The organism is Salegentibacter tibetensis (assembly GCF_020164485.1).
Classification (GTDB): domain Bacteria; phylum Bacteroidota; class Bacteroidia; order Flavobacteriales; family Flavobacteriaceae; genus Salegentibacter; species Salegentibacter tibetensis.
Window position 1 is genome coordinate 105,465 of record NZ_JAIQZA010000003.1, and the last position, 18,502, is coordinate 123,966.

Genomic DNA, 18,502 nt, shown 5'->3' on the forward strand with positions numbered 1-18,502 from the left:
ACTACCGAACCAAAAAGACCGATTCCGGAAAAGAATTTATGCAAAGAGTGCGGGAAAAAACTAAAAGCTTTAATTTTAAACCGGTACCCAAAACCAGTAAATAATGATCAATATTAAAAATATAAATGCTTTCATTTTTCTTTTTATTCTGCTACTACCATCACTGAGTTTTACGCAGGAAAGGGAACTTTATAAAGAGTTGTATGATTCTTATGAAGATTTTAAAGAAAAATCTATTGAAAAACGCCGATTTACACAGGCTGAAATTCAACCTTTAATAGATGAGTTTAAGAAGAAAAAGGATTTCGAGGTTGCAAAAGTGGGTGAGTCTATTGAAGGAAGACCGCTTCAGTTGATTTCAGTAGGTTCAGGAGAGATAGATGTTTTTCTCTGGTCGCAAATGCACGGCGATGAATCTACGGCGACTATGGCTATTTTCGATATTCTTAATTTTTTGGATTCCGAAGAATTTTCAGAAGAAAAAGAGGAAATGCTGAAGAATGTAAAACTTCATTTCTTACCGATGCTAAATCCCGATGGCGCGCAGCGTTTTCAGCGTAGAAATTTACTGGGAGTAGATATTAATCGAGATGCCTTACGTTTACAATCTCCGGAAAGTAAAACTTTAAAAAGAGTTCGTGATAGTTTGGAAGCCGATTTCGGTTTTAATCTCCACGATCAAAGCACTTATTATAATGCCGAACGCACGCCAAAGCCGGCAACTATTTCTTATCTTGCCCCAGCTTATAATTATGAAAAATCAATAAACGAGGTTCGTAGAGCTGCAATGCAGGTAATTGTTCAAATGAATGATATTCTTCAGGGATACGCTCCCGGACAGGTTGGACGGTATAACGACGATTTTGAGCCTCGTGCCTTTGGTGATAATATCCAAAAATGGGGTACCAGCACTATTTTAATTGAATCTGGCGGTTATCCTAACGATCCCGAAAAACAGGAAATTAGAAAATTGAATTTTGTTTCCATCCTCGCTGCTGTGTTTTCTATTGCTCAAGGGGATTATAAAAACGCTGATATTTCTGAATATGAAGAAATCCCGAATAACGACAGGAAGCTTTTCGATTTAAAGCTTACAGGGCTTACTTATGAGTTACTGGGAGAGGAATATATTTTGGATTTAGGAATCAACCAACGCGAAATTCAGGACAAAAACCTGGATTATTTTTATGATGCCTATATAGTAGACAGGGGAGATCTTTCTACGTTTTACGGCTATGAAGAAATGGAAGCTTCAGGATATAGATTGGTGGAAGGGATGGTTTATCCTGAAATTTTTCGAAATTTAGATAAGCTTCAACAGGAAAATATTTCAGAAATACTTCAGGAAGGTTATGCCTATGTTGCCTTAAAAGAACTGCCGGAAGAGAATTTTATAGACTTACCAATAAACCTAATTGCTGAGGATTTTATAATTTCTGACAATTTACAAGCTAATTTCTTTCTCGAAAAAGAAGGAAAACTGGAGTATGCAGTTATTAACGGCTTTTTAGTAGATCTTTCCAAGGAAAAGTTTGGGGTGAAAAATGCGCTTATTTTAGATTAGAAAGGAATTCAGCTTTAAGCACAGCTTAAAAATATGAGATTACGTATCTTTGCAGGCTATGATTACAGAAGAGACAAAGGCGCTGGTAGACGATGGGATTATGCTTCCGTTGATGGAAGAGTTTTACACCATTCAGGGAGAAGGATTTCATAAAGGAACGGCCGCTTATTTTATTAGAATTGGAGGTTGCGATGTAGGGTGCCATTGGTGTGATGTGAAAGAAAGTTGGGATCCAACAATTCATCCACCCACTCATATTGGAGAAATTGTAGAAAAAGCGGTGGCGAGTAGTAAAACTATAGTGATCACGGGTGGAGAGCCCTTAACCTGGGATATGACCAGGCTTACCGGTGCACTAAAAGCAAAAGGCTGCGATATTCATATTGAAACCTCCGGAGCTTATAAACTTACCGGGCAATGGGACTGGATTTGTTTATCACCAAAAAAAATAAAACTGCCTAAGGAAGAAATTTACCCGCTGGCGCACGAGCTTAAAGTGATTATTTTCAATAAACATGATTTTAAGTTTGCTGAAGAACAGGCGGCGAAAGTTAGTGAAGACTGTATTTTATATTTGCAACCCGAATGGAGTAACAGGGATAAAATGATGCCGCTAATTGTAGATTTTGTAATGAAAAACCCTAAGTGGAAGGTTTCTTTACAAACCCATAAATATCTCAATATTCCATAATAAGAAATTGACTCAAAAGTTGAGACCGTCAAGCTGAACTGGTTTCAGCTTCCAACTTATTAGATCCTGAAATAAATTCAGGATGACGATTTATTTAATAATTTTTGCAGCAGCTACCTCATAAATATCTCAATATTCCATAAAAAACGGCTATTTACAATTAAACAGCCGTTTTTTTATAATTTCAATTTAAAACTATCCCGCGGGCGAGAATGGTAATTTTATATATTTGTCTGCCCAACCCATAAGTAGGTTTGCACCTGCTTCATCCTCTTTTTGTTCTATAGCCATTGAGAAATTTTCAATATCGTGGCTTGCATCTCTTACCGGAACTTTAATTCTTACATAGTCCTGTTTGTCGGTATACTCATAAGCGCCCCAGGTGTGAACTGACTTATTTAAAATAACAGTCCATTCTTTTTCCTCTGGTATTGTATAAATGGTGTAGGTGCCGGCATCTACAACTTCATTACCAATTTCCATATCCTTGTATAAAGTTATTTCGGTAGCTTCGTTGGCCCCGGTTCTCCAAACTTCTCCATAAGGTACTAGTTTTCCGAAAATTTCCCGACCCCGTGTTTGAGGACGGCTGTAAATTACCCGCATAATAACCTCGTCTTTTTGGTCGCGGTGAATTATCATATCTAATGGACTTGTGTCTAACTTAGGAAAGTTAGGTCCGTTGGTTATTTCTGTTTCCTGGGCCAGTACATCCTGAAATCCAAGAAATCCTATTAAACATAGCGTAGTTAAAAGTAATCTTTTCATTGTGTTTGATTTTAAGGTTAAAGATAGTTCACTGTTATTTCTTAAGGTGTTAAAGATTTATTTAGTTGCTGTTAAAATATTGAATTTTTACAGATGTAAAATTTGTAAGCTTTTCGGGGAGCTTTTGCTTACTTCTGAATTTTAATGTCCTGTAATTTGTTTTCATATTATACCAATATACTATTTTATGTTTATAAACTGTAATCTCTACTGCATATTTGTATGGAATTAATAAAGCAAATGTTATGTGTGGAATTTTAGCAGTAATCGGAAAACGATTATCAGAAGAAAAGATCAGCGGGCTATCAAAAAGAATGTCGCACCGCGGTCCAGACGAAAGTGATGTACATGTAACCGAAGAAGGTTATGTATTGAGTCATGAAAGATTGTCTATTGTAGATCTTGAAACCGGAAAACAACCTATTCAGGGAACTTCAACTGCCTGGATGATTCACAACGGAGAGATCTATAACCACCAGGATTTGCGAAATAATGAATTAAAAAATCATTCTTTTAGAACCACCGGAGATTCAGAAGTAATTGTTCATTTATATGAAGAATACGGTGTAGATTTTCTTGATAAATTAGACGGGGTGTTTTCTTTTGTTGTAGTAGATGGTAAAGATTTTATCGCAGCAAGAGATCCAATTGGAGTAAAGCCACTTTATTATGGTACCGATGATGAAGGTTCTATCTGGTTTGCCAGTGAAATGAAAACTTTAGTAGATCAATGCAGCAGTTTTGCGGCTTTTCCTCCGGGACATTATTACACGCCACAAACCGGTTTTGTAGAATACTATACGCCAGAATGGTTTGATTATAAAAAAGCAACTCAAAAATTAGATCTTTCAAAAATAAGAGAAAGTCTAATTGAGGCAACTCGCAAAAGATTAATGGCAGATGTTCCTCTTGGGGTGTTATTAAGTGGAGGTTTAGATTCCTCTTTAACTTCTTCTATCGCTGCCAGATTAATGAAAGATAGCGGTCAAAAATTACATTCTTTCTCTATAGGTTTAGATGAAACCGCACCAGATTTAATAGCGGCCAGAAAAGTGGCAAAATTCCTTGGAACCGAGCATTCTGAATTTCATTTTACCGTGGAAGAAGGAATTGATATTCTGAAAAAACTGGTATGGCATTTAGAAACTTACGATGTAACTTCTATAAGGGCGAGTACTCCAATGTATTTCCTTTCTAAAGGAATAAAAGAAAAAGGCGTAAAAGTAGTCTTGAGTGGGGAAGGGGCTGATGAGATCTTTGGAGGTTACCTTTACTTTAAAAACGCACCTACTGCCGATGATTTTCAGAAAGAAACCATTAGGAGGGTACAACGACTGGCAACTGCCGATTGCCTGAGAGCAGATAAATCTACAATGGCTCACGGACTTGAAGCCAGGGTGCCATTTTTAGATAAGGCATTCTTAAAAACAGCAATGGAGACTGAAGCTGTTTATAAGTTGCCAAAAACTTATGGTGGAGTAGAAAAATATATTCTTAGAAAAGCTTTTGATACTCCAGAGCAACCATTTTTGCCAGATGAGGTTTTATGGAGACAAAAAGAACAATTTAGCGATGGTGTTGGTTACAGCTGGATAGACGAGCTTATTGCGCACGCTTCAGCCAGGGTTACCGATGAGCAAATGGCAACGGCATCAGAGAAGTATCCTTACAACACTCCGGCCACCAAGGAAGCTTATTTCTATAGAGAAATATTCCACAGTCATTTCCCGCAGGAAAACGCTGCAAAAACAGTAAAAAGATGGATCCCGAAATGGCAGGAAGATCTTGATCCAAGTGGACGTGCGAATACTTCTCACGTAGCAACAAACGCCAAGAAAGAACTTGAAGAATTAGCAGGCGTTTAGGTTAAACAATCGTGTGGTTTGTTATGTCCGTAATACAGCATTTAATTCGCTGTATTGCGGACTTTTTTTTGCACAAATTGTTAATAACTTAAAGCTAGTGAAGACCTTGCAAGCTTATTAAAAATATGCGTTTTGTTATATTTGTTCGTTATTCAAAATAGACGAATTTAATTAGTAAAATATATGAGCGAAGAACCCAAAAAACAAAGTTATTCCGCCGATAGTATTCAGGCTTTAGAAGGAATGGAGCACGTGCGCCTAAGACCTTCAATGTATATTGGGGATACCGGCGTTAGAGGTTTGCATCATTTGGTGTATGAGGTGGTAGATAACTCTATAGATGAGGCTATGGCCGGCCATTGTGATACGATTAAAGTAACCATAAACGAAGATGGCTCGGTAACTACCGAGGATAACGGACGGGGAATCCCGATAGACCTTCACAAAAAAGAAGGAGTGTCAGCCCTGGAAGTTGTAATGACCAAGATTGGTGCCGGTGGTAAATTCGATAAAGATTCTTATAAGGTTTCCGGTGGTTTGCACGGGGTAGGGGTAAGTTGTGTTAATGCGCTTTCTTCTACTCTTAAAGCTACGGTTTACAGAGATGGCCAGGTTTGGGAACAGGAATATGAAATAGGAAAACCGCTTTATCCGGTAAGACAAGCTGGTGAAACCGAATTAAACGGAACGGTAATTACCTTTAAGCCTGATAACAGCATTTTTCAGCAAAGTGTAGATTACAACTACGATACTTTGTCCAGCAGAATGCGTGAGCTGGCTTTTTTGAACAAAGGAATTCAAATTACACTTACCGATAAGCGTGAGGTTAATGAAAAAGGGGAATATCTTTCTGAAAGGTTTCATTCTGAAGAAGGATTAAAAGAATTTATAAAATTCCTTGATGGAAATCGCGAACCAATTATAAGCCACGTAATCTCAATGGAAAGCGAGAAGAATGATATTCCTGTTGAGGTTGCGATGATATATAATACCTCGTTTAGCGAAAACCTGCATTCTTACGTAAATAATATTAATACCCACGAAGGTGGAACGCATTTATCTGGGTTTAGACGTGGTTTAACTACTACGCTTAAGAAATATGCCGATGCTTCCGGTATGTTAGATAAGCTGAAATTTGAGATCGTAGGAGATGATTTCCGTGAGGGATTAACCGCGATTATTTCAGTAAAAGTTGCCGAGCCTCAATTTGAAGGGCAAACAAAAACAAAACTTGGTAACAGGGAAGTGACTTCGGCGGTTTCACAATCGGTTTCCGAAATGCTTGAAAATTACCTGGAAGAAAATCCGAATGATGCGAAAACCATTATTCAGAAGGTAATTCTTGCTGCTCAGGCCAGGAACGCGGCTAAAAAGGCTCGTGACATGGTTCAGCGTAAAACCGCGATGAGTATTGGTGGATTGCCCGGGAAACTGTCTGACTGTTCTGAGCAAGATCCTACTCAAAGTGAAGTATTCCTTGTGGAGGGTGATTCGGCGGGTGGTACTGCCAAGCAAGGTCGGGATCGTAAGTTTCAGGCTATTCTTCCGCTAAGGGGTAAAATCCTTAATGTTGAAAAAGCGATGACACATCGTGTCTTTGACAACGAGGAGATAAAAAATATTTACACTGCCCTTGGGGTAACTATTGGTACTGAGGAGGATAGTAAAGCCTTAAATACTGACAAATTAAGATATCATAAAGTAGTGATAATGTGTGATGCCGATGTAGATGGTAGTCACATTGAAACACTTATTTTGACTTTCTTTTACAGATACATGAAGGAATTAATAGAAGGAGGACATATTTATATAGCGACTCCGCCTTTATATTTAGTAAAAAAGGGTAGCAAAAAACGCTATGCCTGGAGCGAGGAAGAACGCGACGAGATCGCTGAGAGTTACAGTGGAGGCGTGCAGATTCAACGTTATAAAGGTCTTGGTGAAATGAATGCAGAGCAACTTTGGGATACAACTATGGATCCAGAAAGGCGTAAATTGAGACAGGTAAACATAGATAATAGTGGTGAAGCCGATAGAATTTTCTCTATGCTAATGGGAGATGAGGTGCCACCAAGGCGTGAGTTTATTGAAAAGAACGCCAAATATGCGAATATTGATGCGTAACTAATAGGAGTGCAAAAGTCAAAATAGGCTGTTTGAAAAGTGTAATTTTGTCAAGCTGAACTTGTTTCAGCTTCTAACATGTTTTGATTATCAACATCTTAGATTCTGAAATAAATTCAGAATGACGATTTAAAAAACTTTTCATACAGCCTTTTTTTATGCTCTTTATTAGCATTATAATTGGAATACTTTTTTTGCTATTTTTACCCACTAACTTAACACCTACTTATTTTGAAATTTCAAACCAAATACCTCATTCTATTTTTTTTATTTTCAGTTTATTCCTATTCTCAGGAAGATGATGTTACAAAATTCGCAAATGAAATGCTTTATATTGCAGATGAATTTGCTGGTCCTGCAGCCGAAGGAGCCGCTTATCAGGCTGGTGCCGGTTGGTTTACTTCTGCTACTGCATTAAAGCCATGGCAGGTAGAAATTTCTTTTCAGGGTAACGCATTATTTGTGCCTTCTAATAGACGGTCGTTTACGATCTCAAATGGTGATCTCGGGGGTGTACACGAAAGTGGTGGACGAATATTGAGTATTGAGGGAGATGGAAGCAACGCCGTTGTGCCCACTGCATTTGGTGGAGAGACTGAAACCTACTTCGTTGGAGATATTAATTATGCAGGAAATAATGTGCCGATTAGATTTCAGGCAATAGAAGGAATTAATAAAAGTGTTCTTGCGTATCCTTTTATTCAGGCGAATGTTGGTTTGCCTCACGAAACAGAATTTTCCGCCAGAATATTGCCGCAATTAACTGTAGATGGTGTAGCTTTTACTAATTATGGTGCTGCTATAAAACATAATTTTTCACAATACTTTAGATTTAATCAGGAGGATGATTTTCAGGCAGCTGCAATAATTGCATTTAACAAATTTGATGTAGAGTATGAATTTATTGATCCGGTAAACCTGTCTTCCTCAGGAAGTTCTTTTGGAAACTTAACCCTTGTAAATGTAAATTCCAATCTTTGGATGGCTTCGGTTCTGGGTTCTAAAAAATATGGCGATAGTTTTGAGGTTTTTGGAGCGCTGGGAGTAACCAACTCAAACTTCAACTATGCAATGGGTGGTTCAGGTATTGCTTTGGGGCCAATTAATGCAGCGCTACGTGGTCTGGATCAAAGTCAGGCTCAAATTAAAGCTGATTTAGGCTTTAATATTTATTTCGACCGTTTTAAGATAAGTACTATGGCGACTGCAGGTAAATTTTTTCACCTGAATGCCGGCTTGCATTTTAAAATATAAAACCTGTAGTTTTAACCATATCTTATAGTAATACTATATCAATATTTGTATTTTTGGGATCAAATATTAATCGATTTAAATAAAATATAAGATGAAAGTTACTATAGTAGGAGCAGGTGCCGTAGGTGCCAGTTGTGCAGAATATGTTGCTATTAAAGATTTTGCTTCAGAAGTTGTGCTGCTCGATATTAAAGAGGGTGTAGCCGAAGGTAAAGCAATGGATTTAATGCAAACCGCAACGCTAAATAAATTCGACACTAAAATTACAGGAACAACAAGCGATTATTCTAAGACCGCAGGTAGTGATATTGCGGTAATTACCAGCGGTATTCCGCGTAAACCAGGGATGACCCGTGAGGAATTAATTGGAATAAACGCCGGGATTGTAAAAGAAGTTTCTGCAAACCTTATTAAGCATTCTCCAAACGTAACCTTAATCGTGGTAAGTAATCCTATGGATACAATGACTTACCTTGTGCATAAAACAACCAAACTTCCAAAGAATAAGATTATTGGTATGGGTGGAGCTTTAGATAGCGCACGTTTTAAATTTAGATTGAGTGAAGCTTTAGAATGCCCACCATCAGATGTTGATGGGATGGTAATTGGAGGCCATAGTGATACTGGTATGGTACCGCTAACAAGATTGGCTACAAGAAACTCAGTTCCGGTTTCAGCATTTTTGTCTGAAGATCGCTTAAACCAGGTTTCAGAAGATACTAAAGTTGGTGGAGCAACCCTTACCAAATTATTAGGAACCAGTGCCTGGTATGCGCCGGGAGCTGCTGTTTCGGCTTTAGTTCAGGCAATTGCTTGTGACCAGAAAAAGATGTTCCCTTGTTCAGCAATGCTGGAAGGTGAATACGGTTTAAATGATATTTGTATTGGAGTACCTGCAATTCTAGGAAAAGACGGACTTGAAAAGATCGTTGAAATAGACCTTAATGATGCAGAATCTAATAAAATTAAGGAAAGTGCTGAAGGTGTAAAAAAAACCAATGCACTTTTAGAACTCTAAGAAGGTTTAAACCTTGAAAATACAGCATAAAAGGCCGCAAATTATGCGGTCTTTTTTATGTTTAAAAGTTAAATTATTCAAAAAAAAATTGTTGGGATTTCATTTTTGAAACCCTATATTTGTCCGTTTTTAAAATCGACCTAATTAATTATAACTTAAGGAATAATGCAGAACAAAGGACTGATTAAGGTTTTTGCAATTTTATTTGGACTGGTATGTATATATCAGTTGTCTTTTACTTTTATTACAAATAGTGTAGAACGTGAAGCTGAAGATTTTGCCAGGCAACGAATTAGCGAAAATGTAGAGAACTATTCAGCATTAAGAGATGTTGAAGAGCAGAGGTATCTTGATTCGGTAGCGAATAACGAGATTATTGCCGGGATTACTTATAGTGATGCCAAAGACAAAGAACTAAATAAAGGGCTTGACCTTAAGGGAGGTATTAACGTAATTCTTCAGATTTCGGTTAAAGATATTCTTTCTGGTTTAGCGAATAATACCAATGATCCTGCTTTTAATAAGGCGTTAGCTGAAGCTGATGAAGCTGCGAAAGATAGCCAGGATGATTATATAGACCTTTTCTTTGGGGCTTTCAATGATATTCCTGATGCAAGACTTGCTTCGCCAGATGTCTTTGCGAACAAGACCCTAAGTGATGAGATTAATTTTGATATGTCTAATTCCGAGGTTGAATCGGTGATTAGAAGAAAGGTTGATGAGTCTATTACTTCAGCTTTTGAAGTATTGAGAAAGCGTATTGATAAGTTTGGGGTGACCCAACCAAATATTCAACGTTTAGGAAATTCCGGAAGAATCCTTGTAGAATTACCTGGCGCAAAAGATATTAATCGTGTAAAAGGATTATTGCAAAGTACAGCGCAACTTGAGTTCTGGCACGTTTATAAAAATACCGAATTAGGTAACTTTTTAGCTCAGGCTAATAATGTGCTTAAAGACGTAGTAGGTAAAGAGGCTAAAGAAGCAGCAACTCAAACTGATACTACGGCTACTGAAACCGCTAGCGATATAGATGATCTACTTGCAGAAAGTGAAGATTCTACTGAAGTAAGTACAGGAAACAATCCTTTATTTGAATTAATAGAAAGTCCAGGATTCCAGGGAGGTCCTGTTCTTGCTTATTTCTCTGTACAGGATACAGCAAAAGTGAATAATTATCTGGAAATGTCTCAGGTAAGATCTTTGCTTCCTGCAGAGCAGCGTTACGCTAAATTTGCCTGGGGTATTCCGGAAGATGAAGAAGGAGTTATTGGTCTTTATGCATTAAGAGGAAATCGTAATATGGAGCCACCACTTAGTGGCGATGTAATTACAGATGCACAGCAAACTTATGATCAAATGGGACGTGTTGCTGTTTCTATGCAAATGGACGGAAGAGGAGCCAAGGCATGGGAAGAAATGACAGGTCTTGCTTCAACGCAACAGAGCAACATAGCAATCGTTTTAGATAACACTGTATATTCCGCTCCCGGAGTTTCTACCGGACCTATTTCAGGTGGAAGAAGTGAAATTACAGGAGATTTTAATATTACTCAAGGCCAGGATTTGGCTAATGTTCTTAGGGCAGGTAAACTTCCTGCTTCCGCAGATATTATTCAAAGTGAAATTGTAGGACCAAGTTTAGGTCAGGAGGCTATAGACAGCGGGATCTGGTCATTTGGGATCGCTCTTATTTTCGTATTGATATGGATGATCTTTTACTACGGTAAGGCCGGTCTTTTTGCCGATGTTGCTCTTGCAGTAAACATTCTATTTATCTTCGGAATCCTTGCCGGTTTAGGTGCCGTGTTAACTTTACCTGGTATTGCCGGTATCGTATTAACAATTGGTATCTCGGTAGATGCAAACGTACTTATCTTTGAGAGAATACGTGAAGAGCTTGCTAAAGGAAAAGTGCAGAAAGATGCAATTAAAGATGGTTTTAATAATGCGCTTTCTTCAATTCTGGATGCAAACATTACTACCGGTTTAACTGGTTTTATATTATTGATATTAGGTACAGGTCCTATTAAAGGCTTTGCTACTACCTTATTAATAGGTATTGCAACTTCTTTATTTACTGCAATTTTTATCACCAGGTTGTTTATAGATGGTTATGGTAAAAACGGAAAATCACTTGAATTCGCTACAGGCGCAACCAAGAATCTTTTCAGAAATGTAAAAATAGATTGGCTTGGAAAGCGTAAAGTAGCTTATGTGATCTCTGGGATTTTAATTATTCTTAGTGTTGGTTCATTATTGGTACAGGGACTTAACCAGGGGGTTGATTTTGTTGGAGGTAGAACGTATACAGTACGTTTTGACAAGGATGTAAACCCAACCGATGTTGAGCAGGATCTTATCGCTGAATTTGGAAGTGCTGAAGCAAAAACTTTTGGCCCAAACAATCAGCTTAAAATAACTACTAAATATAAAGTAGACGAAGAAAGCACAGAGGTAGATGACGAGATTCAGGAATCTATGTTTGATGCTTTACAATCTTATTTACCGGCAGGTCTTACTTATGATGAATTTGCAACTGGTGGTGCCCGCCAGGATATTGGTATTATGCAGTCTATGAAAGTAGGTCCAACCATTGCCGATGATATTAAAAACGATTCCTTCTGGGCGATCTTAGGATCTCTCGTGGTAATCTTCCTTTACATCTTATTGCGATTTAGAAAATGGCAGTTTAGTATTGGTGCTGTTGCCGCAGTAGCTCACGATGTTATTATAGTATTAGGTATTTTCTCCTTACTTTATAAAGTGATGCCATTTAGTATGGAAATTAACCAGGCTTTTATCGCTGCAATCCTTACAGTAATTGGTTACTCATTGAACGATACAGTGGTAGTGTTCGATAGGATTAGGGAGTTTGTGAACGAGCACACCAGCTGGCCGTTAAGCAGAACTGTAAATAGCGCTTTAGATAGTACTATAAGCCGTACGCTTAACACCTCGCTTACCACCTTAATAGTGTTGCTTGCTATCTTCATCTTTGGAGGTGAAGGCATTAGAGGCTTTATGTTTGCCTTAATAATTGGTGTGATTGTAGGTACTTATTCCTCTTTATTTATCGCGACTCCTGTTATGTTTGACAGTGTAACCGATAAATCCAAGATTGAAAAGAAAAAGAAAATTGAAGAAGATTCAACTGAAGCAACTACCGCTTAAGTTTTCTTCGGAAAGATATAAGTAAAAAGCGCTCCAATTTGGAGCGCTTTTTTTATGCGCTGTTTTAGTTTAAATTAGGTTTATAGCTCGTAAACCCTAGTATGTTCAATTTTGGAAACTTCATTTCAGACTGCTCGATTTTAGGTTAAAATTGTATTTGATTGGATGTTATGAGTTGTATTCAATGCATCCAAGAACGTAAAAATATCTATCTTTGATTAGTGGTAAATCGAATAGAAAATATTAATTATAATTTAATTGAGTGGGCTATAACCAGAGCAGGTTTTAAGCTAGAAGATTTTTTTGCCAAAAACCCAAAGGTTGAAGAATGGATAAAAGGAAATAAGTACCCCACAATCAAGCAGCTAGAAGACTTCACGCATAAAGTTCACGTACCATTTGGTTATTTATTCTTAAATGAACCTCCACAAGAAGAACTAAATATTCCATTTTTTAGAACTGGTAAAGAAGACATCAAAAAGGTTTCTTTGAATATTTATCATACTGTTCAAATGCTTCAGGAACGGCAATCTTGGCTAACTGATTATTTAACTGAGAGTGGATATGATAATTTAAGCTTTGTAGGAGCTTTCGATGAAAATGATAACTACAAAGAAATTGTGAGTGACATAAGAAAAACTTTAAATCTAAGTGAAGGTTGGGCGAAGGAGTTTAGAACTTGGGAAGAAACATTAGATTACCTTAGTCGGAAAATTGAAGATACAGGAATAATTGTCACCTTTAATGGTGTTGTTGGTAACAATACAAGAAGAAGAATCGATGTTGAGGAATGTAGAGGATTTGTTTTAGTTAATGATAAGGCACCTTTTTTATTTATTAATTCTGCAGATGCCAAAGCAGCTCAAATGTTTACCTTAATTCACGAATTAGCTCATATTTGGTTAGGTGAAAGTGCCGGTTTTAATAATGATAATATGTTGCCGGCTGATGATCCAATCGAAAAACTTTGTGATAAGGTTGCAGCTGAGTTTTTAGTACCAGAAACACATTTTAGAAAATTATGGCTGACTACCCAAAACTTCAAAACATTGAGTAGAAATTTAAAAGTTAGTCCAATAGTTGTTTCTCGAAGAGCTTTCGATTTAAAGTTAATTACAAAAGAAGAATTCTTCGAATTTTATAATTCTTACATCAAAAGTTTTCATCTTAACAAGGAAAATCAAGCATCTGGAGGAAACTTTTATTCAACTGCTAGAAAAAGGGTTAGCCTAAGATTTGCGAACTATGTTAATACTGCTGTAAAAGAAAATAATCTTCTATACAGAGATGCATACCGTCTAACTAATTTAAGAGGAAATACCTATGAAAAGTTTGTGAACGAATATCTATATCAAGTATGAGAAGATATTTATTGGACACAAATTTCTTTATTCAAGCTCATCGTTCATATTATCCATTGGATGTAGCTGAAAGTTTTTGGTTAAGGACGAAAGAATTAGCAAAAAATGGACATATAATAAGCATAGATAAAGTAAAGAAAGAGATCTATGACAAGGCATCACATGAAGATGAACTGAAAATTTGGTGTGGTGATAACTTAGAAGATGAGTTCTTCAACTCAACAGATATAGCTCTTCCTCAATATATTCAAATCGTTCAATGGGTTAATTCAAAGAGACATCAATATCACGATCGTGCTATTGAGGAATTTTTGCAAGCAGATTTAGCTGATCCATGGTTAGTTGCTTATGCAATGAAGGAAAACTTGGTAATTGTAACTTATGAAAAAAGTGCTCCGGACTCTAAAAAACGAGTCAAAATTCCTGAAGTATGCAACCACTTTGGAGTAAGATTTATAGACACTATCGAGATGATGAGAGAACTCAATTCTAAATTTTAGTGGCAATCAGAATAAGTATAATTTTAGAAACAAATATACTTAAGGTAAAGCCGAGAAGTCCGAGTCCCTGCTCGACGAGAACTACCAAAATGTATTAAGTCTTCTGCTAAACTAATTTAAGTAAATGAAAGATGTGGTTTAAAACCTAATCTATCCTCTGGAAATCTATTTTATCACCAACTTCAATATTCCAGTCGTCGGCAAGGCCGGCATTTAATTCAAGAACAAATTGGGCCGGTGCTTCAGATGGTAAAGAAGTTTCATCTTCAGGCTGAGCATTCTTTTGAAAGCTTACCGCAGTACTGTCTGAAGCGAAATAAATAATATCTAAGGCGATATAAGTATTCTTCATATAAAAAGCCCTGGGAGCTTCATCATCGTAAATAAAGAGCATTCCCTGGTCGTCTTCCATGCTTTCACGGTACATTAAACCCGTTTGATGTTCATAAGCATTGTCTGCAATTTCAATATCAATTTGCTGTATGGTATCTCCATTAGGTTTAAGTAAGGTTGCTTCCCCTTCTTTAGTAAAAGTTATTTCCTCGGTTTCTATAGGAGTTTCAGCGTCATCATTCTTACAGGAAGATAAAATTGAAGCAGCTAAAACAGCCGATAAAATTATGGATTTGCGTATCATACGGTTCTCGGTTTGGTAGGGCGATACATAAAGTAAAGTCCAGCTATTATAAATGGAATACTAAGCCATTGCCCTGTGTTTAATAACCAGGTGGTACGCTCTTCTACCTGGGCTTCTTTTACAAATTCAACAAAGAATCTTACTGTCCATAGTAGAACCAGGAACAGGCCGAAAATATAGCCTACTTTATGGCGTTTTTCGGTTTTCCAGTATAAATACCACAAGAGTATAAAAATAAGTAAATAGCAGAAAGATTCATATAGCTGTGCAGGGTGTCTGGGGAAAGTCTCTCCTAAATTAGCGAAAATCACCCCGTAATCTGAGTTTGTAGGTTTTCCAATAATTTCAGAATTCATAAAATTTCCTATTCTTACAAAAATGGCACCACTGGCTACAGGAATAACAATTCGGTCTAAAACCCACAATACAGGTTTGTCTAATACGCGTTTGCGGTAAAGGTACATGGCGATAATAATTCCTATCGCAGCACCGTGACTTGCTAAACCTCTAAAACCGGTAAACTCAAACTCCGGTTCAAAGCGAACCGGTAAGAATATTTCTAGTAAATGATTTTGAAAATAATCCCAGTCATAAAAAATTACGTGACCCAACCTGGCTCCAATCAATGTTGCTAAAACGGTATAGATAAAAAGGGAATCCAGTTTTTCTATTGCGATCTTTTCCCTTACAAAAATGCTTTTCATAATATACCATCCAAGTCCGAAGGCTATTAAAAACATTAAACTATAATAGTGAAGGGTGAAAAAACCTAAGTCTAAACCTTCTGAAGGGCTCCAGGTGATCGCGTTAAAAAGCATAAATTAAAATTGATTAGTAGGGTAAAGATACATATTTGCAAGTAGTTGCCCTATACTTTGGTTTCTGTTTTTTCTGGAACCGGGTCGTAGCCTTTTCCTCCCCAGGGATTGCAACTAAAAATTCGCTTTAAGCTTAACCAGCCGCCTTTAAAAACCCCAAAGCGTTGCAGTGCAATTAAACTGTATTGGGAGCAGGTTGGTGTATACCTGCAAGTTGCAGGCGTTAGCGGAGAAATAAAATTCTGGTAAAATTTCACTAACAGGATAAACGGATATGCCAGCCATTTTTTAAGCATCGTTTTTCCTGTTTTTATATGTTTATAATTTTGACGCAAACCTGGGAATTCAGCATAGACTTTTAATCATTCCCCTATTTGTTGCCAGTTTTTGCGTCCAGCATCATGCTGGTTTTATACTGAAAGTAGTGCCTTCTTTTCCGTCTTTAAGCTGAATTCCCATGTCCTGCAATTGATCCCTTATCTGGTCACTTAAAGCAAAATCTTTGTTATTTCTGGCTTCCGCGCGAAGTTTTATAAGCAATTCTATAGTGGAAGAAAGCTTATCTGATGTATCATTGTTTTCTGAAACTTTATCTAAAAGTCCCAAAACATCGAACATAAAAGCCGACATGGTTTTCTGTAGTTCTTCTTTATCTTCCGCAGTTATTGTGGCAGCTTCTTCCTTGATATTGTTGATCATTTTAACCGCATCAAAAAGCTTGGCAATAAGGATTGGGCTGTTAAAATCATCGTTCATTGCATCATAGCAAGACTGTTTCCAGGTCTTGATATCTACGCTGGATTTTCCGGAAACCGGTAAGTCTTCAATTGCGTGGTATGCGTCCATCAATCGGTTGAAACCTTTCTCGCTGGCTTTTAAGGCTTCATCTGAAAAGTCAAGAATACTTCGGTAATTCGCCTGGAGCATAAAAAATCTTGTCACATTCGGCGAAAATGGTTTATCTAAAATATCATTATTTCCGGAGAAAATTTCTTCAGGAAGAATATTGTTTCCGGTGCTTTTAGCCATTTTTTTCCCGTTTAAAGTAAGCATATTGGCGTGCAACCAGTAATGAACGGGATTTTTCCCGGTAGCTGCTTCTCCCTGGGCAATCTCACATTCGTGGTGCGGAAATTTAAGATCCATTCCTCCGCCGTGAATATCAAATTCTTCTCCCAGGTATTTGGTGCTCATTACGGTACACTCCAGGTGCCAGCCTGGAAAACCGTCACTCCAGGGTGATGGCCAGCGCATTATATGCTGTGGCTCGGCTTTTTTCCAAAGTGCAAAATCCTGCGGATTTTTCTTATCACTCTGCGCTGCGAGTTCACGGGTATTGGCGATCATATTTTCAATATCCCTTCCGCTTAGCTTACCATAATGATTAGTTTCATTAAATTTCTTTACATCAAAATAAACTGACCCGTTTACCTCGTAAGCAAAACCTTTTTCAAGTATCGTTTTAACGATTTCAATTTGTTCAACAATATGCCCGGTAGCCGTAGGTTCTATACTCGGCGGCAGGTTGTTGAATTTTTGAAGGATATTGTGAAAATCTATGGTGTAGCGTTGTACTACTTCCATAGGTTCTATTTGTTCTAAACGTGCCTTTTTAGCAATTCTATCTTCCCCACTGTCGGCATCATTTTCCAGGTGACCAGCATCGGTAATATTTCTAACGTATCTTACTTTATATCCCAAATGTTTCAGATAACGAAAAATTAGGTCAAAAGAAATAAAAGTTCGGCAATTACCTAAATGAACATTACTGTAAACAGTAGGGCCGCAAACATACATTCCAACATTTCCTTCATTTATCGGTTCAAAGACTTCTTTTTCCCCGCTCATCGAATTGTACATTTTTAAGCTTTGTTCCTGGTAAAGCGCCATAGATAGTTAGTTGTTGGTTGTTAAAAAAATAGAAATTTTTAAAAGGAAGTATCCAGTTTTATATAGTCAAGAAATTCCCTTTTCACAGATTGTTCCTTGAAAGCTCCGCCAAATTCACTGGTTACGGTGCTACTGTCTATATCTCTTATTCCGCGGCTGTTAACGCAAAGGTGTTTTGCATCTACCACGCAGGCAACATCTGGAGTGCCAAGTGCTTTTTGCAATTCCTGAACAATTTGCATTGTCATTCGTTCCTGCACCTGAGGCCTTTTTGCGAAATAATCTACAATACGGTTCATCTTAGAAAGTCCTATAACGCGGCCTTTAGAAATGTAGGCTACGTGGGCTTTCCCAACTATGGGGAGTAAATGGTGTTCACAGGTAGAATAAACAGTGATGTTCTTCTCTACCAGCATTTCGCCATATTTGTACTTGTTTTCAAAAGTAGATGCGATGGGTTTTCTTTCGGGATCAAGGCCTGCAAAAATTTCATTTACAAACATTTTAGCTACCCTTTGCGGAGTTCCTTTAAGACTATCGTCAGTAAGATCGAGGCCTAAAGTTTCCATAATATGTTTTACATCTTTATTGATGAGCGCTACTTTTTCTATATCACTCAGTTCAAAAGCATCTTCACGAATAGGGCTTTCTGCACTGCTACCTGCATGGGCGTCTCCCTGCTCATCAATTTCATTCAAAATTTTGTCTATTTTCATACCGTTTTTACAATAATAGTCGTAAACCGATTGTTTGGCTTGCAAAGATACATATTTAATAGGTTTTTATGTAATCATAAAAGACTGGGTTTAAATAGATATTTGTTATTTTGTAACTTCTA

Annotated in this window: 15 protein-coding genes; 9 read left to right on the forward strand and 6 right to left on the reverse strand. The window is 37.4% G+C overall.

Going from position 1 to position 18,502, the window contains the following annotated elements:
• Positions 1 to 103 precede the first annotated feature (103 nt).
• A complete protein-coding gene (locus LB467_RS02525) occupies positions 104 to 1,564 on the forward strand; it encodes a M14 family metallopeptidase (protein WP_224472449.1) in 1,461 nt (486 codons plus the stop codon).
• 58 nt (positions 1,565 to 1,622) lie between these two features.
• A complete protein-coding gene (locus LB467_RS02530) occupies positions 1,623 to 2,255 on the forward strand; it encodes a 7-carboxy-7-deazaguanine synthase QueE (protein ID WP_224472450.1) in 633 nt (210 codons plus the stop codon).
• 195 nt (positions 2,256 to 2,450) lie between these two features.
• Here the strand turns inward: LB467_RS02530 and LB467_RS02535 are convergent, their stop codons facing one another.
• Positions 2,451 to 3,023, reverse strand: a complete 573-nt coding sequence (locus LB467_RS02535) for a DUF2911 domain-containing protein (protein WP_224472451.1) — start codon at positions 3,021 to 3,023, stop codon at positions 2,451 to 2,453.
• A gap of 245 nt (positions 3,024 to 3,268) precedes the next feature.
• On the opposite strand from LB467_RS02535, the gene asnB reads away from it, so the two are divergent.
• From asnB to LB467_RS02570, 7 genes are all read left to right on the forward strand, one after another.
• Positions 3,269 to 4,888 (forward strand): asparagine synthase B, encoded by a 1,620-nt coding sequence (gene asnB, locus LB467_RS02540; protein WP_224472452.1) that lies wholly within the window; start codon positions 3,269 to 3,271, stop codon positions 4,886 to 4,888.
• A gap of 183 nt (positions 4,889 to 5,071) precedes the next feature.
• On the forward strand, positions 5,072 to 7,012 hold the full coding sequence (gyrB, locus tag LB467_RS02545) for a DNA topoisomerase (ATP-hydrolyzing) subunit B (RefSeq protein ID WP_224472453.1): 1,941 nt from the start codon (positions 5,072 to 5,074) through the stop codon (positions 7,010 to 7,012).
• A 231-nt stretch (positions 7,013 to 7,243) separates the two neighbouring features.
• Positions 7,244 to 8,266 (forward strand): DUF6588 family protein, encoded by a 1,023-nt coding sequence (locus tag LB467_RS02550; protein WP_224472454.1) that lies wholly within the window; start codon positions 7,244 to 7,246, stop codon positions 8,264 to 8,266.
• Between the two features lie 91 nt (positions 8,267 to 8,357).
• Complete coding sequence (locus LB467_RS02555) at positions 8,358 to 9,284, forward strand: malate dehydrogenase (protein WP_224472455.1); 927 nt, start codon at positions 8,358 to 8,360, stop codon at positions 9,282 to 9,284.
• Positions 9,285 to 9,449: 165 nt separating this feature from the next.
• On the forward strand, positions 9,450 to 12,458 hold the full coding sequence (gene secDF, locus LB467_RS02560; RefSeq protein WP_224472456.1) for a protein translocase subunit SecDF: 3,009 nt from the start codon (positions 9,450 to 9,452) through the stop codon (positions 12,456 to 12,458).
• A gap of 221 nt (positions 12,459 to 12,679) precedes the next feature.
• Positions 12,680 to 13,819, forward strand: a complete 1,140-nt coding sequence (locus LB467_RS02565; RefSeq protein ID WP_224472457.1) for an ImmA/IrrE family metallo-endopeptidase — start codon at positions 12,680 to 12,682, stop codon at positions 13,817 to 13,819.
• Complete coding sequence (locus tag LB467_RS02570) at positions 13,816 to 14,319, forward strand: DUF4411 family protein (RefSeq protein ID WP_224472458.1); 504 nt, start codon at positions 13,816 to 13,818, stop codon at positions 14,317 to 14,319. The genes LB467_RS02565 and LB467_RS02570 overlap by 4 nt, the downstream gene beginning before the upstream one ends.
• A gap of 145 nt (positions 14,320 to 14,464) precedes the next feature.
• Here LB467_RS02570 and LB467_RS02575 read toward each other — a convergent pair whose 3' ends face one another.
• The 5 genes from LB467_RS02575 to folE form a co-directional block, all read right to left on the reverse strand.
• Positions 14,465 to 14,956 (reverse strand): DUF192 domain-containing protein, encoded by a 492-nt coding sequence (locus LB467_RS02575; RefSeq protein WP_224472459.1) that lies wholly within the window; start codon positions 14,954 to 14,956, stop codon positions 14,465 to 14,467.
• Positions 14,953 to 15,774: a prolipoprotein diacylglyceryl transferase gene (gene lgt, locus LB467_RS02580; protein ID WP_224472460.1), complete on the reverse strand. Its 822-nt coding sequence runs from the start codon at positions 15,772 to 15,774 to the stop codon at positions 14,953 to 14,955. Before lgt ends, LB467_RS02575 begins: the two co-directional genes overlap by 4 nt.
• Positions 15,775 to 15,824: 50 nt before the next feature.
• Positions 15,825 to 16,070 (reverse strand): membrane protein insertion efficiency factor YidD, encoded by a 246-nt coding sequence (gene yidD / locus LB467_RS02585; RefSeq protein WP_224472519.1) that lies wholly within the window; start codon positions 16,068 to 16,070, stop codon positions 15,825 to 15,827.
• 103 nt (positions 16,071 to 16,173) lie between these two features.
• Entirely contained in the window at positions 16,174 to 17,664 is a 1,491-nt protein-coding gene (gene cysS, locus LB467_RS02590) for a cysteine--tRNA ligase (RefSeq protein WP_224472461.1), read from the reverse strand.
• 38 nt (positions 17,665 to 17,702) lie between these two features.
• Positions 17,703 to 18,380, reverse strand: a complete 678-nt coding sequence (gene folE / locus LB467_RS02595) for a GTP cyclohydrolase I FolE (RefSeq protein ID WP_224472462.1) — start codon at positions 18,378 to 18,380, stop codon at positions 17,703 to 17,705.
• Between the last annotated feature and the right edge of the window lie 122 nt (positions 18,381 to 18,502).